Origin of the sequence: Burkholderia sp. MSHR3999 (assembly GCF_000833595.1) — a bacterium.
In the GTDB taxonomy this organism is placed as follows: Bacteria; Pseudomonadota; Gammaproteobacteria; order Burkholderiales; family Burkholderiaceae; genus Burkholderia; species Burkholderia ubonensis.
This window is the reverse complement of sequence record NZ_JRFO01000005.1, coordinates 778,663-794,983: the sequence shown is the minus strand read 5'-3', so window position 1 is coordinate 794,983 and position 16,321 is coordinate 778,663. Positions and strand designations below refer to the sequence as shown.

Sequence of the window (16,321 nt, the reverse complement as noted above, 5' to 3'; positions counted from 1 at the left end):
AATCGTCGGAACGGGTCAGGCGAGGGTCGCGCGAGCGGACATGGTCAGCAGGCCTTCGTGGTCCTTTGCCCAGAGGTCGACGGTTTTGCCGTCGTCGGCGACGCGGCCACATACGCCGAACGTGTTGCCGACGAAGGTCGGCCGCACCGCGCGGTACGCGTATTCGCGCACCGCCGCACCGGGCAGCGAGCGCGTCACGAGGTCGAGCAGCAGGGTCGAGATCAGCGGCCCATGCACGACGAGGTCCGGATAGCCTTCGACGTCGCGAGCGTAGGCCCGGTCGTAGTGAATGCGATGGCCGTTGAACGTCAGCGCGGAATAGCGGAACAGCAGCACTTCGTCCGGCGTGATGTCGCGCTGCCATTGCGCGTCGTCGGGCGCGGCTTGCGGCGCGGGCGCGACGGCGCCGGGCGCGGCCGGGCCGCGATAGACGATGTCGTGTTCTTCGCGGATCGCGACCGTGCCCGCGGACTCGATCACGTGCTCGACGGTGACGAAGCCGAGCGGGCCGCTGCGCCCTTGCTTGCGCTCGATCGACAGCACGCGCGACGTGCGCGTCGCGATCTGGCCGATCGTCAACGGGCGCTCGAACGTCAGTCGGCCGCCGGCCCACATGCGCCGCGGCAGCCCCAGATCCGGGAGGAAACCGCCCTTGCGCGGATGGCCGTCCGGGCCAAGCTCGGACTGCTGCGCGATCGACCAGAAATAGAGCCAGTGCCACGCCGGCGGCAACGCGTCGCCCGCTACAGGGCGCGTCGGATGGTCGAGCGTGGCGGCGAATGCCGCGGCACGTTCGGCGCTGATCAGGTCGATCGCGACCTGTTTGGCATCGTCGCCGGGATGCGACCGGGGAGCGTTCATCGTCACCTCCATCGCCGGGCACGCCGGCTGTCTTGACCTGGATTGAGACGACTTTATGTGAAGCGGGAGCGCAGCGGAAATACCGTTTGAATGTGCCGGTCATAGGGGTATCCTATGACTTTCGCCTTGCCCGAACGACCATGGACATCCGTCAGCTCCGTTACTTTGTCAGCATCGTGGAATACGGGAGCCTCGGGAAAGCGGCCGAAAAACTGTTCGTCGCGCAGCCGTCGCTGAGCCAGCAGATCGCGAAGCTCGAAGGCGACATCGGCGTCACGCTGCTGGTGCGCAGCCCTCAGGGCGTCAAGCCGACCGCGGCAGGGCAGGCGCTCTACCGGCATGCGCGCCTCGTGCTCCGTCAGATGGAGCAGCTGCGCCAGGAAGTGCGGGAGGGCGCGGGCAGCGAGTCGGGCACCGTCGCGGTAGGCTTTCCGACGACGATGACGTCGATCCTCGCGGTGCCGTTGTTCGAACGGGTGAGGGCGCGCTATCCGGGCATCCGGTTGCAGTACGTCGAGAGCATGAGCGGGTTCATCAACGAACTGCTGGTGAACGGGCGGCTCGATCTCGCGATCCTGTTCCGCGAATCGAACACGACGGGCATCACCGCGATGCCGCTGTTCGACGAAGTGCTGCATCTGCTCGGCGAGCCGGGCGGCGCCGTGGCGCCGCGTGCGCGCACCTGCAGCCTGGCATCGCTCGCCGGCGTGCCGCTCGTCGCGCCCGGCGTGCAGAACGGGCTGCGCTTGCTGCTCGAGCGCACGTTTGCCCGCGAAGAGGTGCCGCTCAACATCATCGCGGACGTCGATTCGCTGCCGACGCTGATCTCGCTCGCGCAGTCGGGCATGGCATGCACGATCCTGCCCGCATCCGTAATGGCGCTGCGCGAGGCGTCGAACCGGCCGAAAATGCGCCGGATCGTCGATCCGGAGATCCGCCGCCCCGCGAGCCTGTGCTGGTCGAATACGTCCCCCGTCAATTCCGCCGCGCTGGCCGTCCGGCAAACGATCGTCGAGCTGATCGGCGAACTGGCCGCGAGCGGAACCTGGACCGGCATCACGCTGCGCACGGCCGATTCGTCGTCGGCGTGACGCGCGGGCGCGGCTTCTTCGCGTTGGTTGCTCGACGAGATCACGACAACTTTTGCACGTAGACGATCTGCATGCGGCAGTACCTCGTCGACACCTTCGGAATGCAAACGAAGACCGCGAGTGCAATCATTCGACACAAGGTGCGCGCCGAAGCCGTCGGCGCGGGGCGTTTACCGCATACGCTCCACGCGGATCATCCGGCGTGCAGCCAGCAGACCGAGGGCGAGCAGCGCCGCGACATACGCGGCGACGCTCGCCCACGCGCCATGTTGCCAGAACGCGCCGCCGACCGACCCGAGCACGCTCGACCCGAGATAGTAGGCCAGCAGGTAGAGCGAAGCGGCATGTCCCTTGGCGGATCCCGCGAGATGGCCAACCCAGCCGCTCGCGACCGAGTGGGCGACGAAGAAGCCGATCGTGACGAGCACGATGCCGATGATGATCGCGACGAGCGAGTGCGACAGCGTCAGCACGAGCCCCGCAGCGAATACCAGAATACCGCTGACAAGGATCGGCGCCCGTCCGAGACGGTCGGCGAGCGCGCCCGCGCTCGATGACGCAACCATCCCGAACAGGTACGCGCCGAAGATCAGGCCGCATGCGGTCGGGCTCAGGTTGAAGGGGGCGGCCGTGAGTCGAAACCCGGCGTAGTTGTATACCGTCACGAACGCGCCCATCACCAGGAAGCCGATCGCGAAAACGAACGGAAGCCGGGCGTGATGCAACTGCTCGTTCCACAGCCGCACGTGGTGGCGCAGCGTCAGATCGGTTCGCTTCACGAAGCGTCGTGATTGCGGCAGCAGCATCACGAAGGCGACCGCGGCAAGGAGATCGACGACGCCGATCGTCAGCATGGCCGTCCGCCACGAGAAGTGTTCTTCGAGCGCGCTCATGCCGATCCGGCCGATCATGCCTCCGAACGCGGTTCCGCCGACATAGAGCCCCATCGAGAAACCCAGCCCGTCGGACGCGATTTCCTCGGCGAGATAGGCCATCGCGACCGCCGGGACGCCGCCCAGCGCGAAGCCCTCTAGCGAACGCCATACCAGCAGCAGGTTCCAGTTTGGCGAGAGCGCTGCGAGCACATTGAACAGCGCGGCAAGCGTCATCGACGCGAACATCAGCCCGCGCCGCCCGACGCGTTCGGAAAGTGCGCCGGCGCACAGGATGGAGACCGCGAGCATCCCGGTCGACAGCGACAACGAGAGCGAACTGGAAGCCGCGCCCAGACCGAACGCTCGTGCGAACGCGGGAAGCAGCGGCTGGACACAGTACAGCAGCGAGAAGGTGGAAAAACCGGCAAGGAAGAGCGCCAGCGCGATGCGCTTGTACGCCGCCGAGCGCGGGGAAACGCCGGCTGGCAGCGCGTCGGACGCGGTTTTCCGCGTTCCGGGCATGGATGGGGAAATCGAAGGGGAGGACATGGATGCACTCGATGTGCCGGGGAATATGCGAATTCTTGCGCACCGTCATGTATATGTCCAATATATGAAATGAACCGTAGCGATATGTTTTAGCACTGGCTGGCAAGCCGGCCCGACTCACCGTGAGGTCACATAGCGAATGGAACTTCGGCATCTCCGATATTTTTTGGCCGTGGCGGCTACGTCGAATTTCACCAAGGCGGCTGAAACGCTCGGCATCGGGCAGCCGCCGTTGAGCCAGCAGGTCAAGGCGCTCGAGAGCGAACTCGGCGTGGAACTGTTCAAGCGGACCGCGCGCGGCGCCGAGCTGACCTTGGCGGGCGAGGTCTTCGCGGAAGAGGCGCGACGCGTGCTCGACGATGCCGAGCGTGCGGCACGAGCGGCCAGGCGCGCCGCGCGCGGAGAAATCGGGCATCTGCGGGTCGGCTTTACCGGAACGGCGGCGTTCAATTCGAAAGTGTCGGATTTGATTCGCCGCTTCCGTGAGGCGTTTCCGGATGCGGAGCTGACGTTGCAGGAAGCGACCTCGGGCGTCCTGCTGGAGGCGTTGGAGGCAGGGCGCCTCGACGTCGCGATCGTGCGGCCGGTGCGCCGTGTCGCCGCGATGCTGCGTGTATCCGACTGGGACGAGGAGCCCATGTTTGTCGCGCTGCCCGTTGCTCATCGGTTGGCGCAGCGGCGGCGAATCGATTTGGCCGAGCTGGCCGACGAGTCGTTCGTGCAAGTGCCGCGGGAGGCCGGCAGTGCGCTGTTCGACGACATCGTCGCCGCATGCAATGCCGCCGGGTTCGAGCCGCGCATGGCGCAGCCCGCGCCGCAAATCGCGTCCGCGGTGACCCTGGTCGCGGCCGGGCTGGGCGTCTCGATCGTGCCGAAGGCGATTACGCAGGTGCAGGTTGCAGGCGTGAGCTATCGGCCGATAGCGGGCAATGGACTCCGCGCAAGGCTGGCGATCACGTCGCGATGCGATGACCCGTCTGCCGTTGTCCGCAACTTTCTTCTGCTCGCTGGGCAGAAGCCGGCGTAACTGCATTTGGCGTCGGAACAAGCGTGGTCGCCGGTGCTAGGCAAGGCATTCAAGTATGCAGTGAACGCGCCTTGAGTAAGCGCGACGGTCGGCCAGACGGGTAAGGCGGATCTGCACGGCAGAAAGTGCAGACGTCTGCACAAACGCGCGTTCAATCGGCCGTTAGCCGGATGCAGCGGCGTCGCGTATCCCGGAATCGCAGGTCACATGGGTGAGCGTTACGTTGCTACGCAGGCCACGTCTCTCGTGAGCACTGTTGATACGTGTCAACCTCGAGCTGGGCTCATCGAATCCTGGGACGGGGAGGGATCTGCGGGAAGGCATACCACCTCGTCGAGGTCGCGGCGCTCAATCGCGAGAAATGAAGGGGAACATAGTAAGGGCTATGTTCCCCTTCATTTCGGGACGGCTTCAATTTGCGACGTCGCAGGGTTGAGAAACCACCTTGCGTCAGCGCTGACGCCATGCTGGCGATCATGCTGATCGACCGCTCACCGGGAGGCGGCAGGTACAATCGGTCGCAGCACGGAGCAACGATGGCGACAAAACGAAAAACCAATGCGGCTATCGCGTTTGAACACCACAATGAGCGCCACCCGCACAAAGCCCTGAAATACCGCTCGCCTCGCGAGTTCAGGCGTGCTGCGTCGTCATCAACCTAACGGTGTCGGCGTGTCCTGAGTTACAGGGGCAACTTCATCAAGTCCAGTTTGTGTTCCATTTAGACCTACCATTTTCCTGATCCAACAAGTTCTGCAGAGTCTGGGCAAGAGACTCCGCAGCATCGATATATAAATTAACGACGGGTTGATCCAATGCAGTTCCGGAAGGCAGCTGCCGCGAGTGCGCGACATCCTTCAAAGCATTGATCGCTAATTTCATTGCATCGGAAGGACGCATTTTTTTCCTTTGGTTGATGATCAGCGAGACGGCCAATGGATTGAAGTTTCTGCTACTCAAGTAGATTCTTGCTCGTAGGAGGTACGAGTGTTCGCCAGAATCAGCTAGCCCGCCTCTCCGTTATTGGTGACGAAACGTCGCCATTGGGGGGAGCTCATTTTAGTGGTGTAGCGCGGAACTCAGGCAGCTGTTCGATTTGATCGGAATAGGCTGCGAGCGACGTATAAGTTCGGACATCCACCAAGTGAGATACCCGGAATTGCGTGAAGCGCCATGCGGCGGCCACCGTAACATCGGCCTGAGAAATCTGGCTGGTAGCGAGCCATGTATCGGCACGGACGGCGGCTTCTTCCAGAAGTGCCAACGCCGCATGCAATTGTTCCGTGACGCGAGTTAGCCACGGCTCATATTGATATGCGATAGGTTTGTTGTACTCGTATTCGAGTTGGACTGCCTTCTCGCAAACGGCAAGACCAAGTCCAACAAGGGCAAGCACTCGCAAACGCTGCCCGGAATCGATCGGTATCAGCCTGCGCTCGGGTTCGACGATCGACTCGAGATAATCAATGATCATGGAAGAGTCCATGATCATTTCGCCGTTCGCTAAAATAAGGGTTGGCGCCTTGACAACCGGATTAATAGAGCGAAATTGATCAACATCGCGAAACACCGAAATCTGCTGATGTTCATGCTTGATCCCCATCAATCGCAGCGAAAGTGCTACACGGCGAACATAGGGTGATCCCATCATGCCAACGAGTTTCATTATTTACTCCGGGAATTTGAGTTGCTAAAATGATTAAAAAATGAATCAAACAGTTGCTATTATTGGCTGCTCGTAAAATCGCCAAGACACTCGTCAATATTGCGAAAATCCGCTTTCATGGTGTAAAAAAGAGATGCCCGGTCCGAAACTTCACTGATATCACCAGTTGTAAAGAATCTGTTGTTTCCAACTCTGGTGTCAGAAAATTGCGGATTTTTCTTGAGAAACTCAACCAAACTTCGGGCGCACGCGTTCGGCTGTGAAATAATACGCATTGTTTCCGGTAGTTCCGACTGCCAGATGTGTTCAACTATCGGATAATGTGTGCACCCTAGTATGCAAGCATCTGGAATCGTCGGGATGGAATCTAGGAGATTATTGATGTTTTTGCGAATTTCTCGACGCAATACATCTTCCGGTGCAGCTTGCTCGATAAGCAAGGCGAGGCCGGGGCACGCTTGTTGGTACACCTCAATGGAAGGATTCCTCCTGTAAACCTCCATCGGGAAAATATCGGATTGAACGGTGTGCGGAGTGGCAAAGACAGCGATCTTCTTGCCAGAAAAAACAGGATGAGTTTGCATTCCAGAGTCGGTCGAACTGTCAGGCTCGCCAATGATTTCTTCCACGGTAGGCGCGATAACACCAAGTATTTTTCGATCAGGATAACTTTTAGGGAGCCATTCTTGTTGCAATTTCCGCAAGCTGGTTGCCACTGCAGTATTGCAGGCGACAACTATCAATGTGCAGCCATACCTAAACAATCTTGCAAGAGCGAGCTGCGTCAAATCATAAATATCGCTGGACTCTGGATTGCCATAAGGTGCATTCCCGTGATCTCCAAGATAGACAAAGGTCTGATCTGGCAACGCGGACTCAAACGCACGCATCACCGTAAGCCCACCACTACCGAAATCGAATACTCCAATCACCGGGAATCTCCTGAATATTGGCATTAGAAATTAGACTGTAATTCCCACTGCGACAGCGACGCCGAGATATAAAGCGCCGGTCACAATGCCGATTTGCCGCTTCGTTCGAAGAATTTTCGACGCATGACGTGCCATAAGCATGTACACGGAATATACCAATGTGGAAATGATTATTGCCGTTGCGGTCAAGGCAAGGCATTGTGGAGTATACGGAAAATCTTTGCTTATAAATGTTGGGAATAATATTATATTTGTTAATATTGCCTTGGGATTTGTGAATGAAACGATCATGGCTCCGCTAAGCATTTGAATTGGCGTGCGCTTGCTTGATGTCGCAGCCGCTACTTGAGAGTGCGAGCGAAATGCCTTCAGTGAAAGATAGGTGAGATATAAAATTCCCAATAATTTTAGCCAAAACAGAATGCCAGGATGGTTTCGTACAATTATGCCGAGGCCGGAAAGAACAATAATTGCGTGGCCGCCGCTTGCGAAGCCGAAACCGATCGCGCCCGGAAATGACTCTTTAAATCCGTGATCCAATGCTTGAGCCATAGAAAAGGCTACATTTGGCCCCGGAAGAATCACTGCCGAAAAAAATACGACGCAAAATAAAGTCCAGAGCTGGAAATCCATGTAGCGTCATCTCCGTAGAAGTTTCAATTCTCAGACAATTTTGTGCAGGTCGGAGGTGTTCATCTGGTCTCGATGCTTTAATCGCTGAGTGTCCGCTGCCTGCTGTATCCCAGCCATTCGGGAAGAAATGCGCTGAACCAGCTCGCTACAGCTGAATCGTACTTGTGCCAACCAGTAATATGTTCGCACCCAGGTTTCGCGCCAGGTGCTTTGAGTCGCTCAGTACCGCGCATTACCCAGCGCTCGATCGTCTCGTAAGTAACTTCCGGATGAAATTGTAATGCGTAAGCATTAATTCCATAACGATAGGCCTGAATCGGAAAAGTCGAACCTTCGGCAAGCAAAGTAGCGTCTGCCGGCAAATCAAAGCCTTCGCTATGCCACTGATAGACATGGTCTGGAAATGGTACGCCCGCATTCGCAGTAATCTTGTGTGCAGTACTCAACGGCGCTATCGGATAATAGCCGGCCTCAATTCTCCGGTCATCTCTTTGGTAGACGCGCGCACCCAAGTGCTTAGTCAACATTTGTGCGCCCAGACAAAGCCCGAGGAACGGCTTGCCTTCTGCCAACGGCTTAGCGAGCCAGTCGATTTCTTCGCGAATATACGTGTCGCCGTCGTTGGCACTCATGGGGCCGCCGAAAACAATCGCGCCATCGTGGTCCCTCATGTGCTCTGGAAGAGGGTCGCCAAATCGCGGTCTGCGGATATCGAGCTCCAATCCGAGTTGACGCAGGAGGACGCCTACTCGGCCAGGCGTAGATTGCTCCTGATGCAGAATGATTAGAATCTTTTGCATTCTTCTCACCACGATGTTCTATGTTTCTAGATTAATTTGACTGAGTCGCATTTGATGAGGCGAATGGGGGAGGGCCGACCCATAGTTCCGAAAAATTTTGTGCTGCTGGGCCAGGGCTGAGAATGCGATCAAGTTCAGATATCTGTAGTTTTCTATGAAAATGACAATTTTCGTCGAAGCGATGCAGTAGCATTGCCATAAAATGAGAAAACCGTACATCTCTCCATATCTGTTTCAATGCGATAGCAGAATACGAAAGCAGAAGATCCTCTTTGCCGCTGGCGTAGTAATATTCGAAGGCGCGGGAAAGTATATGTGCATCGGAGATCGCGAGATTCAGTCCCTTTGCCGCGGAGGGGGGCACGATGTGGGCCGCATCCCCCGCAAGAAATAGCCGTCCTTTTTGCATATTTTCGGCGACGAAACTTCTAAGGTGGACAATGTTTTTTTCCATAATCTCGCCACCATTGATCTTTTCAGGCCTTCCTTCTATACGTGATTGCAAGAGATCCCAAATTCGTGAGCCCGACCATTCTTCGATATTTTCTCCTGGAGAGCATTGCAAGTAAATTCTTGAAACGCGCGGAGAGCGCATGGTGAATAATGCGAGACCGGTTTCGTGACTGGAAAAAATGACATCCCGCGAGATTGGCGACATTTCAGCGAGAATTGCCAGCCAGGAAAAGGGGTAACTGTGCGAAAAATAGTTGAGTGAATCAGCGATATGCGGGCGGCATATGCCGTGAAATCCATCGCACCCAACTATAAAATCGCACTCTATGATTTTTTCTGCGCCATTTTTTTGAAAGGAAACGAACGGTGTGTTTCCATCGATATTATGAATCTGGACTTCCGAAACTTCAAATAGAAGTCGGTTTTCTGTAGCCAGGCGCGCTGAAATTAAATCTTTGATAATTTCCTGTTGGCCATAGATTGTTACTGTGCGTCCAGTTAGTGCGGAAAAATTCAACTCTCGCGTTGCGCCGCCATAATGGAACTGCAACGTAGAATGTGTCATTCCTTCGGAACGAAGCCTGGATCCAACCCCGCTTTCGGTTAAAATTTGGACGGTGGCGGGGGTAATCTGACCCGCGCGACTCCTGCTCTCCACGTATGTTTGTGATCTGTTTTCGATGATCACATTATCTATGTTCATAAGAGAGAGAAGTTGCCCTAACATTAATCCAGCCGGGCCGGCTCCAATGATCGCAACTTTCGTCCGCATGAGTTTGCAGTCCTAATATAATAGGTTGAATTGAATTCTGTCGGATTTATGGCGTATTGCCAAATTCATTAAATGAGCAATCCGCCCAAAATCAAGTTGAGAATGTTTTTTGAGTTACAAGTTCGATTCTGATTTTAAAATCATCGACTTTTTGAAATTACGCTGATCATGTATTTGTTCAGGTCGCGTAGATCATTAATGCTCCAGGCGTGTGGGGGCACCTTTACGCCATTCTGTTGCAAGGTTTTTGGAATTAGATCTCCGCTTGGTCGAAGCACTACCGACGATATAATAACGCCCGGGTAGTCAATTAATCGTTTCTTGAATGCGGGAGTTGTCAGGTCGGGTGTGGGAGGGGTGCTTTTGTTGGCTAGTGGCCCTGTACCTCTAATATCTGCTCCATGGCACATGGCACATCTTTGCATGTACAGGTTTCTTCCATTGACATTGTCTGCGAAGGACGATGATGTTTTGATTGTTGCTAAAACGCCCAGCAAAACGATAGGGAGTATTTTTCTACGCATAAACGCATATTGTTGTGAGTGTTCGCTTAAATTCGGGGCTGGCGATCGAAGTCGTGCTGGTACTGAATGACGCGTTAATCTGCGATACGCATCTACGGCATCGTTGCGCCATGTCGAGTCCGGTGTATTCGCTCGCCAATGCTCGGCACCGTCGCGTAGCCGAATCTAAGGTTGCGCGGAAGGGTCTCCATGCTTTAGTCACTTTATGCAATAGCGTCAATTTTCACATTGCTGCAAATTTTGTCAATACATTTTTGTGAATATTACGGAATTGTGCCACCGCGGGAACAACCTCACTACATAATTCACCTGACAAGATTGACAGGCGAATGGTTTTAGAAATTCATTTTTATTATCAATTGGTCGGAATGTATCATCAAAATGATGAAATCATGTGATTGTTTACTGGTTCGCATCAAATATATTTAAAATTTGAGGATGTGTAAATCAGCGTGCCCAGTGCGGAACGCGGTCGGACGTGTTGAACTATCCGGTTGCTGAACGGGAGCGGTAGGCATCGATTTGAAACACTTCATTGAACGATTCGAGATGTTGCTGCGAATGGGTGCTCTCGCGGTCCAGCGTATACAGAACGGTCAGCTACAACGATGGAAATTTCAAACGTCCTCGCGGGGCGCATCGGTACAGTAGTCGTAGCGTTGATTACCGCAGGAGTCAATCACGTTAATGGTCGAAAGACGCTGACCCACTCGCGCGAGATTCTGGATGTTCAGCGGACCGCAAATGCGTGAGCTGTCGCGACATTTGTCGCGGACAAGAGGCAGCATTGGATAGACGACCTCCGATCCGATGCGTCGCTTTACCTGAGGCTGACGGCGCAACTCACTGACGTGTGGAGACGACAGTTCGGTTTAATGGGCGACATTTGGGATCGGGCGTCGGTCCGAGATCAATCGATTCTCGACAACGTCGAGTGAGGTGCTTACAAGAGATGGGCGCAGGGCGGTCAGCGTGCCGTGCCCAAGATCGCACGGACAATCGCGAAGGATTGAGCCAGATCGAACCAAGGACGACGGGGGCGACCATACTAAGACGCGACGTGCGTGGGTGTTTACGCCGGCCCGATTGGTTCATGCTCGACGGCGTGCTGACTTGCGAAGGAATACGGTGTGTCACGCCCGACGACTAGCAAGGCCGCAGCGGACGCCTCTGCATGATCTAAATCCAGCTATGCGGCCGGGTCTGTGAAATGGGCAAATTGTCGATGCAGGCCCGAAGAAGCGCGTCTGATGCGGGGCTGGCGAGACAACGCCGGGTGCAGTTGTCCGAAAAGTCCGACAACGGGGCACGTCCGTGGTGGCGGAACGATGTGAGTTTCTCGTGCCCCAAATGTGCTGAGCAGATGCGCAGCAGCGGAACGCGTGGGTCATAAAACGACACGTCGGAGTTTCCGTGTCGAGCGTGCCGTCGCCGGTTAGTCAGGTCAGCCCCGACCGTGACGCATTGCAGCGACGAGGGGGCGTTGAAGCGGCGAGCAATTCGGATTCCGCCTGGAAATCCGTCGACTTCTGCCAGCGCTTGCCAAGTGTCGCTTCGTCACTTCCGCCTTTTAGTGTTCGAACCGGGGCAAGGAAGATTGCTTTTCAAGGACCGGAGCGGAAAACCTTGCGGGTACTGGCTCACAGCGCATGTGACGCCAAAAGTTAAACTAATCGTGATCACTTGCCGCCGCAAAATTTTGCACAATGGCGGCAGGGCGGCATCCGCCGCCATCCGACCCCGACCGAAACCCGACGCGCCGCGTGCGGCGCCGCTCCGACATGGACCATCCGAAGGACCACCCGAAACGCATCCTGATCGTCGAGGACGACGCCGACATCGCCGACGTGCTGAGCCTGCACTTGCGCGACGAGCGCTACGAGGTCGTGCACAGCGCGGACGGCGCCGAGGGCCAGCGGCTGCTCGAGCAGGGCAACTGGGACGCGCTGATCCTCGACCTGATGCTGCCGGGTGTCGACGGCCTCGAGATCTGCCGGCGCGCGCGCGGGATGCAGCGCTACACGCCGATCATCATCACGAGCGCGCGCTCGAGCGAGGTGCACCGGATCCTCGGCCTCGAGCTCGGCGCCGACGACTATCTCGCGAAGCCGTTCTCGGTGCTCGAACTGGTCGCGCGGGTCAAGGCGCTGCTGCGCCGCGTCGACGCGCTCGCGCGGGATTCGCGCGTCGACGCGGGCACGCTCGACGTCGCGGGGCTGTCGGTCGACCCGATCGCGCGCGAGGCGAGCGTCGACGGCGTGCGCATCGACCTGACCCCGCGCGAGTTCGACCTGCTGTATTTCTTCGCGCGGCACCCCGGCAAGGTGTTCTCGCGGATGGACCTGCTGAACGCGGTGTGGGGCTACCAGCACGAAGGCTACGAGCACACGGTCAACACTCACATCAACCGGCTGCGCGCGAAGATCGAGGCGGACCCGGCCGAGCCCGCGCGAATCCTCACCGTGTGGGGACGCGGCTACAAGCTGGCCGCGCCGGGCCAGCGGGACGCGTCATGAAGCTGACGCTCACCCAGCGGCTGTCGCTCGTGTTCTCGGTGCTGCTGCTCGCGTGCTCGGGTGCGTCGGCGTGGCTGCAGATCCGCGCGAACGACATGCGCGAGATGGAAGTCGTGCAGGGCCTGTCGCGCGATCTCGCCGCGCACATCGCGAACATCACGCCGCTGACTGACGCGAACGGCCTGCGCCCGGACGCCGTGCGCACGCTGTTCGGCCAGCTGATGGGCGTGAACCCGAGCGTCGAGGTGTACCTGCTCGACGACGCGGGGCGGATCAAGGGCGACGATGCGCCGCCCGGGCACGTGAAGCGCGACCGTGTCGATCTCGCGCCGGTGCAGCGCTTTCTCGCGGGCGAGCCGCTGCCGATCCTCGGCGACGATCCGCGCAGCCCGAGCGCGCGCAAGATCTTCAGCGCCGCGCCACTGCGCCGCGCGGGGCAGGCGCCGGCGGGCTACATCTACGTGGTGCTGCTCGGCGAGGCGCACGACAGGCTCGCGGCGCGGTTCGACGCCGGCAACGTGCTGCGCACGACGCTGTGGTCGATGGCGCTCGTCGCGCTGCTCGGGCTGCTGGCGGGCCTGACCGCGTTCAGCTTCATCACGCGCCCGCTGCGCCGGCTGACCGACGCGATGCGCCGCTTCGACGCGGACGGCGAGCCCGACACGCAGCCGGCCGTGCCGCGCTCGCCGCCCGGGCGGCGCGGCGACGACATCGCGCTGCTCGAATCGACGTACGCGCAGATGGCCGACCGGATCGGCGAGCAATGGCGCGCGTTGACGCGGCAGGACCAGCAGCGGCGCGAGCTGATCGCGAACATCTCGCACGACCTGCGCACGCCGCTCACGTCACTGCACGGCTACCTGGAGACGCTGTCGCTGAAGACCGACTCGCTCGGCGACGCCGAGCGCCGGCGCTACCTGTCGATCGCGCTCGCGCAGAGCGCGAAGGTCGGCCGGCTCGCGCAGGCGCTGTTCGAGCTCGCGCGGCTCGAATCGGGCGGCGTGCAGCCCGAGCGCGAGCCGTTCTCGCTCGTCGATCTCGTGCAGGACGTGTTCCAGAAATTCGAGCTGGCCGCGAAGGCGCGCGACGTCGCGCTGCATGCGCGGATTCCGCCGCGCGTGCCGAACGTATCGGCGGATCTCGGGATGATCGAGCGCGTGCTGACCAACCTGCTCGACAACGCGTTGCGGCACACGCCGGAGCACGGCGAGGTCGAGATCGCGCTGGAGCCGCGCGACGGCACGGTCGTGGTGACGGTCGCGGACACCGGCCCGGGCATTCCGCCGGAGCGGCGTGAAGGGCTGTTCCGGCGGCCGCAGCGGCCGACGGGCGCGGGCGGCGCGGCGCAGGGCGGCGGGCTCGGGCTGTTGATCGTCCACCGGATGCTGCTGCTGCACGGCAGCACGATCCGGCTGGTCGACCGGGCCGGGCGGGGGGCGGTGTTCGAGTTCACGTTGCCGGCGGCGCGCGGCGCGAGCGATGCGGCGAGCCGTTCGGGCGGCGCGCACTGAGATTCCGCCCGCCGCGCCGCTTATGCGTTCCGCTTATGTGTTCCGCTTACGCGCTCCGCTTGCGCCGCACGTCGCTCGGCGTCTTGCCGGTCCAGCGCTTGAATGCGTGACGGAACCCCACCGCGTCGCTGAAGCCGAGCGTCGCCGCGATGTCCTCGGTGCTGAGCGTGGTCGTGCTCAGGTAGTCGATCGCCAGCGCCTTGCGCACGCTCGTCAGCAGTTCGCTGTACGACGTACCTTCGGCCTCGAGCTTGCGGCGCAGCGTGCGCGCGGTGATGCACAGCGTCTGTGCGATCGCGTCGAGGTCCGGGAACTGCCCCGGCATGCGCGTGAGCTCCTGGTAGACGCGGCGCGTGACGCCCGACTGGGTGCGCAGTTCGTCGAGCAGCCGCGCGCAGTGCGACGACACCTGCGCGGCGGTGATCGGGTTCGCGAGCTGCGGCGCGCGCGTGAGCCACGCGGCCGGGTAGCTGAGCAGGTTGCGCGGCTGGTCGAACGCGAGCGGGCATTCGAGCGCGTCGGACAGCATGGCCGCATGCGGCGGCTCCGGCTGCGTGAACTGCGCACGCGCCGGCACGCACCACGCGCCCATCACGTCCTTGATGATCGTCACGTGCAGCGCGAACTGCATGTCGATCAGGAAGCGGTACAGCGGCTCGTCGAGACAGGGCAGCGGCATGGTTTCCCGATCGGGAAACAGCCACGACACCGTGTCGTCCTGCACGACCCAGCCAATCTCGAGCATGCGGTTCGCGAGCTGGTGGTATTTGACGGCCGAGTCGAACGCGTGGGCCATCGATTCCGAGCACAGCATCGCGTAGCCGTACATCCCGTAGCTCGACGCGTGCAGCCGGTGCCCGACCCGCACGCCGAGATCCGGGTTGCCGTAGGCGCGGATCGCATTGCTCGCGGCCGTCAGGAACTGCTGCGACGACGTGAGCGTGAACGGATCGGCGACCGCGGCGGGATCGAGATCGGTCCCGGCGAGCACCGCACCGGCGTCGAGCCCCAGGTCCGACGCGACCTGCAGCAGGACCGCGAGCTTGGACGGCGAGAAGCACTTCTCGCGCAGCATGGCGGGCAGCGCGGCGTCGGGCGACCGATCGCCAAGGGGCCGTGTCTTGGCCGGTTTCAACGGCGCGTCGCGCAGCATGGGTGAGTCCTGAGTCCGATTCGATACCGATTCCGGGTACGCGATTCTGCCCTCGAATGCGCCGGGTCGCCACAGGGTTCACCCTGAGTCCGGCTGCCGCCCGTGGGTCGAACCGTCCGCCGCGCATGGCGCCGGCGCTCCGTTTTGCCCGATGTCGACTACTTTCCCGTGTGTAGAGGCGGGCTCGTCTCGCTGAGCAACGTCAGAATTTTGTCGGTGACGAGTTCGGCCCATCGACGATATTGATTCGGCCCGGGATGGTACCGGTCGATTGCCATCTCGGCGGGATTCGCGGCCCACTCGAGCGACACGTAACGTCGCGCGGGATGGAGGTCGACCCAGCGCCGCAAGGCCCGATCGAGTCGAATGGCGTAGCGGCCGAGGTACCACCGCAGCGGATGCGGTGCGGCCGGCAGGATGCGCAACGGCGGCAGCCCTGTCACGACGATGCCGGCTGCGCCGGTTCGCAGTCCGAGATGATCCGCGAGCGCGATATAGTCGCGGATGAATTGCCCCGGCTTGCGCTGGGACGTGACGTCGTTCGTGCCGAGCGCCGTGACGAGGTAGTCGGCCGGCCCGATCGTGCTGCGCATCAACAGCTTCAACGCCTCGTCCGTATTGACGCCGGACTTCGCGATCAGTTGCCATTCGATCCGTCGGCCCGTGGCGCGTGCCAGGAGCCGTGCAACCGGCTGCGCCAGTGCATGTTCCTGTTCGTCCACGCCCACGCCCGCCGCCGAAGAATCGCCGACCACCAGAATGCGCAGGGGCGCCGTCGAACCATCATCCGCGCCCTCGCTTCCTCTGCGGGGACCGTTGGCCTCGGGCAGGCGCAGCGCGGTCCTGCGCAACCAACGTGCCTGAGCCAGCAGGACCGGGCCAAGCGCGTACTTATATAGCGTCAACATAGAGCAAGAAGATCGAGGTGATGCGCTTTCGCAGTGAAGAATCGCGGAGG

15 protein-coding genes are annotated in these 16,321 nt (G+C 59.9%); 4 read left to right on the top strand and 11 right to left on the bottom strand.

Translation table 11 applies throughout. The features are described from left to right. Nucleotides 1-15: 15 nt before the first annotated feature. Entirely contained in the window at nucleotides 16-861 is an 846-nt protein-coding gene (locus KY49_RS17050; RefSeq protein WP_042585892.1) for an FAS1-like dehydratase domain-containing protein, read from the bottom strand. Nucleotides 862-1,001: 140 nt separating this feature from the next. Here KY49_RS17050 and KY49_RS17045 point away from each other — a divergent pair, with 140 nt between their 5' ends. Next, nucleotides 1,002-1,952, top strand: a complete 951-nt coding sequence (locus KY49_RS17045) for a LysR substrate-binding domain-containing protein (protein WP_042585753.1) — start codon at nucleotides 1,002-1,004, stop codon at nucleotides 1,950-1,952. 170 nt (nucleotides 1,953-2,122) lie between these two features. Here KY49_RS17045 and KY49_RS17040 read toward each other — a convergent pair whose 3' ends face one another. Then, on the bottom strand, nucleotides 2,123-3,376 hold the full coding sequence (locus KY49_RS17040) for an MFS transporter (protein WP_042585752.1): 1,254 nt from the start codon (nucleotides 3,374-3,376) through the stop codon (nucleotides 2,123-2,125). A gap of 139 nt (nucleotides 3,377-3,515) precedes the next feature. On the opposite strand from KY49_RS17040, the gene KY49_RS17035 reads away from it, so the two are divergent. Next, nucleotides 3,516-4,403: a LysR family transcriptional regulator gene (locus KY49_RS17035; RefSeq protein WP_042585751.1), complete on the top strand. Its 888-nt coding sequence runs from the start codon at nucleotides 3,516-3,518 to the stop codon at nucleotides 4,401-4,403. Nucleotides 4,404-5,102: 699 nt separating this feature from the next. Here the strand turns inward: KY49_RS17035 and KY49_RS37430 are convergent. The 7 genes from KY49_RS37430 to KY49_RS35780 form a co-directional block, all read right to left on the bottom strand. Next, nucleotides 5,103-5,363, bottom strand: coding sequence for a hypothetical protein (locus tag KY49_RS37430; protein ID WP_143134404.1), 261 nt, complete (start codon nucleotides 5,361-5,363; stop codon nucleotides 5,103-5,105). A gap of 94 nt (nucleotides 5,364-5,457) precedes the next feature. Continuing rightward, nucleotides 5,458-6,069: a glutathione S-transferase family protein gene (locus KY49_RS17030; RefSeq protein WP_042585750.1), complete on the bottom strand. Its 612-nt coding sequence runs from the start codon at nucleotides 6,067-6,069 to the stop codon at nucleotides 5,458-5,460. Between the two features lie 59 nt (nucleotides 6,070-6,128). Then, nucleotides 6,129-7,001 (bottom strand): glutamate racemase, encoded by an 873-nt coding sequence (locus tag KY49_RS35800; RefSeq protein WP_197083585.1) that lies wholly within the window; start codon nucleotides 6,999-7,001, stop codon nucleotides 6,129-6,131. A gap of 30 nt (nucleotides 7,002-7,031) precedes the next feature. Then, nucleotides 7,032-7,634 (bottom strand): LysE family translocator, encoded by a 603-nt coding sequence (locus KY49_RS35795; RefSeq protein WP_082062405.1) that lies wholly within the window; start codon nucleotides 7,632-7,634, stop codon nucleotides 7,032-7,034. A 77-nt stretch (nucleotides 7,635-7,711) separates the two neighbouring features. Beyond that, complete coding sequence (locus KY49_RS35790; RefSeq protein WP_088502851.1) at nucleotides 7,712-8,434, bottom strand: glutamine amidotransferase; 723 nt, start codon at nucleotides 8,432-8,434, stop codon at nucleotides 7,712-7,714. A gap of 31 nt (nucleotides 8,435-8,465) precedes the next feature. Beyond that, nucleotides 8,466-9,659, bottom strand: a complete 1,194-nt coding sequence (locus tag KY49_RS35785; RefSeq protein ID WP_082062404.1) for a 4-hydroxybenzoate 3-monooxygenase — start codon at nucleotides 9,657-9,659, stop codon at nucleotides 8,466-8,468. A 140-nt stretch (nucleotides 9,660-9,799) separates the two neighbouring features. Then, nucleotides 9,800-10,183: a c-type cytochrome gene (locus KY49_RS35780; protein ID WP_059704985.1), complete on the bottom strand. Its 384-nt coding sequence runs from the start codon at nucleotides 10,181-10,183 to the stop codon at nucleotides 9,800-9,802. 1,781 nt (nucleotides 10,184-11,964) lie between these two features. Here KY49_RS35780 and KY49_RS17020 point away from each other — a divergent pair. Together KY49_RS17020 and KY49_RS17015 are read left to right on the top strand one after the other, a co-directional pair. Continuing rightward, on the top strand, nucleotides 11,965-12,699 hold the full coding sequence (locus tag KY49_RS17020; protein ID WP_042585891.1) for a response regulator transcription factor: 735 nt from the start codon (nucleotides 11,965-11,967) through the stop codon (nucleotides 12,697-12,699). Continuing rightward, the gene (locus KY49_RS17015; RefSeq protein WP_042585748.1) at nucleotides 12,696-14,210 is read left to right on the top strand and encodes a sensor histidine kinase; all 1,515 of its coding nucleotides are present in this window, start codon (nucleotides 12,696-12,698) and stop codon (nucleotides 14,208-14,210) included. Before KY49_RS17020 ends, KY49_RS17015 begins: the two co-directional genes overlap by 4 nt. Before the next feature lie 46 nt (nucleotides 14,211-14,256). Here KY49_RS17015 and KY49_RS17010 read toward each other — a convergent pair whose 3' ends face one another. After that, nucleotides 14,257-15,363 carry an AraC family transcriptional regulator gene (locus KY49_RS17010; protein WP_042585747.1) on the bottom strand — a complete coding sequence of 369 codons (1,107 nt, stop codon included), beginning with the start codon at nucleotides 15,361-15,363 and terminating at the stop codon, nucleotides 14,257-14,259. Between the two features lie 158 nt (nucleotides 15,364-15,521). Continuing rightward, entirely contained in the window at nucleotides 15,522-16,271 is a 750-nt protein-coding gene (locus KY49_RS17005; protein WP_042585746.1) for an SGNH/GDSL hydrolase family protein, read from the bottom strand. Nucleotides 16,272-16,321 lie beyond the last annotated feature (50 nt).

Coding starts and splice junctions, on each gene's coding strand:
- KY49_RS17050 (WP_042585892.1), bottom strand. CDS start 861: ATGAACGCTCCCCGGTCGCATCCCGGCGACGATGCCAAACAGGTCGCG.
- KY49_RS17045 (WP_042585753.1), top strand. CDS start 1,002: ATGGACATCCGTCAGCTCCGTTACTTTGTCAGCATCGTGGAATACGGG.
- KY49_RS17040 (WP_042585752.1), bottom strand. CDS start 3,376: ATGTCCTCCCCTTCGATTTCCCCATCCATGCCCGGAACGCGGAAAACC.
- KY49_RS17035 (WP_042585751.1), top strand. CDS start 3,516: ATGGAACTTCGGCATCTCCGATATTTTTTGGCCGTGGCGGCTACGTCG.
- KY49_RS17030 (WP_042585750.1), bottom strand. CDS start 6,069: ATGAAACTCGTTGGCATGATGGGATCACCCTATGTTCGCCGTGTAGCA.
- KY49_RS35795 (WP_082062405.1), bottom strand. CDS start 7,634: ATGGATTTCCAGCTCTGGACTTTATTTTGCGTCGTATTTTTTTCGGCA.
- KY49_RS35790 (WP_088502851.1), bottom strand. CDS start 8,434: ATGCAAAAGATTCTAATCATTCTGCATCAGGAGCAATCTACGCCTGGC.
- KY49_RS35785 (WP_082062404.1), bottom strand. CDS start 9,659: ATGCGGACGAAAGTTGCGATCATTGGAGCCGGCCCGGCTGGATTAATG.
- KY49_RS35780 (WP_059704985.1), bottom strand. CDS start 10,183: ATGCGTAGAAAAATACTCCCTATCGTTTTGCTGGGCGTTTTAGCAACA.
- KY49_RS17020 (WP_042585891.1), top strand. CDS start 11,965: ATGGACCATCCGAAGGACCACCCGAAACGCATCCTGATCGTCGAGGAC.
- KY49_RS17015 (WP_042585748.1), top strand. CDS start 12,696: ATGAAGCTGACGCTCACCCAGCGGCTGTCGCTCGTGTTCTCGGTGCTG.
- KY49_RS17010 (WP_042585747.1), bottom strand. CDS start 15,363: ATGCTGCGCGACGCGCCGTTGAAACCGGCCAAGACACGGCCCCTTGGC.
- KY49_RS17005 (WP_042585746.1), bottom strand. CDS start 16,271: ATGTTGACGCTATATAAGTACGCGCTTGGCCCGGTCCTGCTGGCTCAG.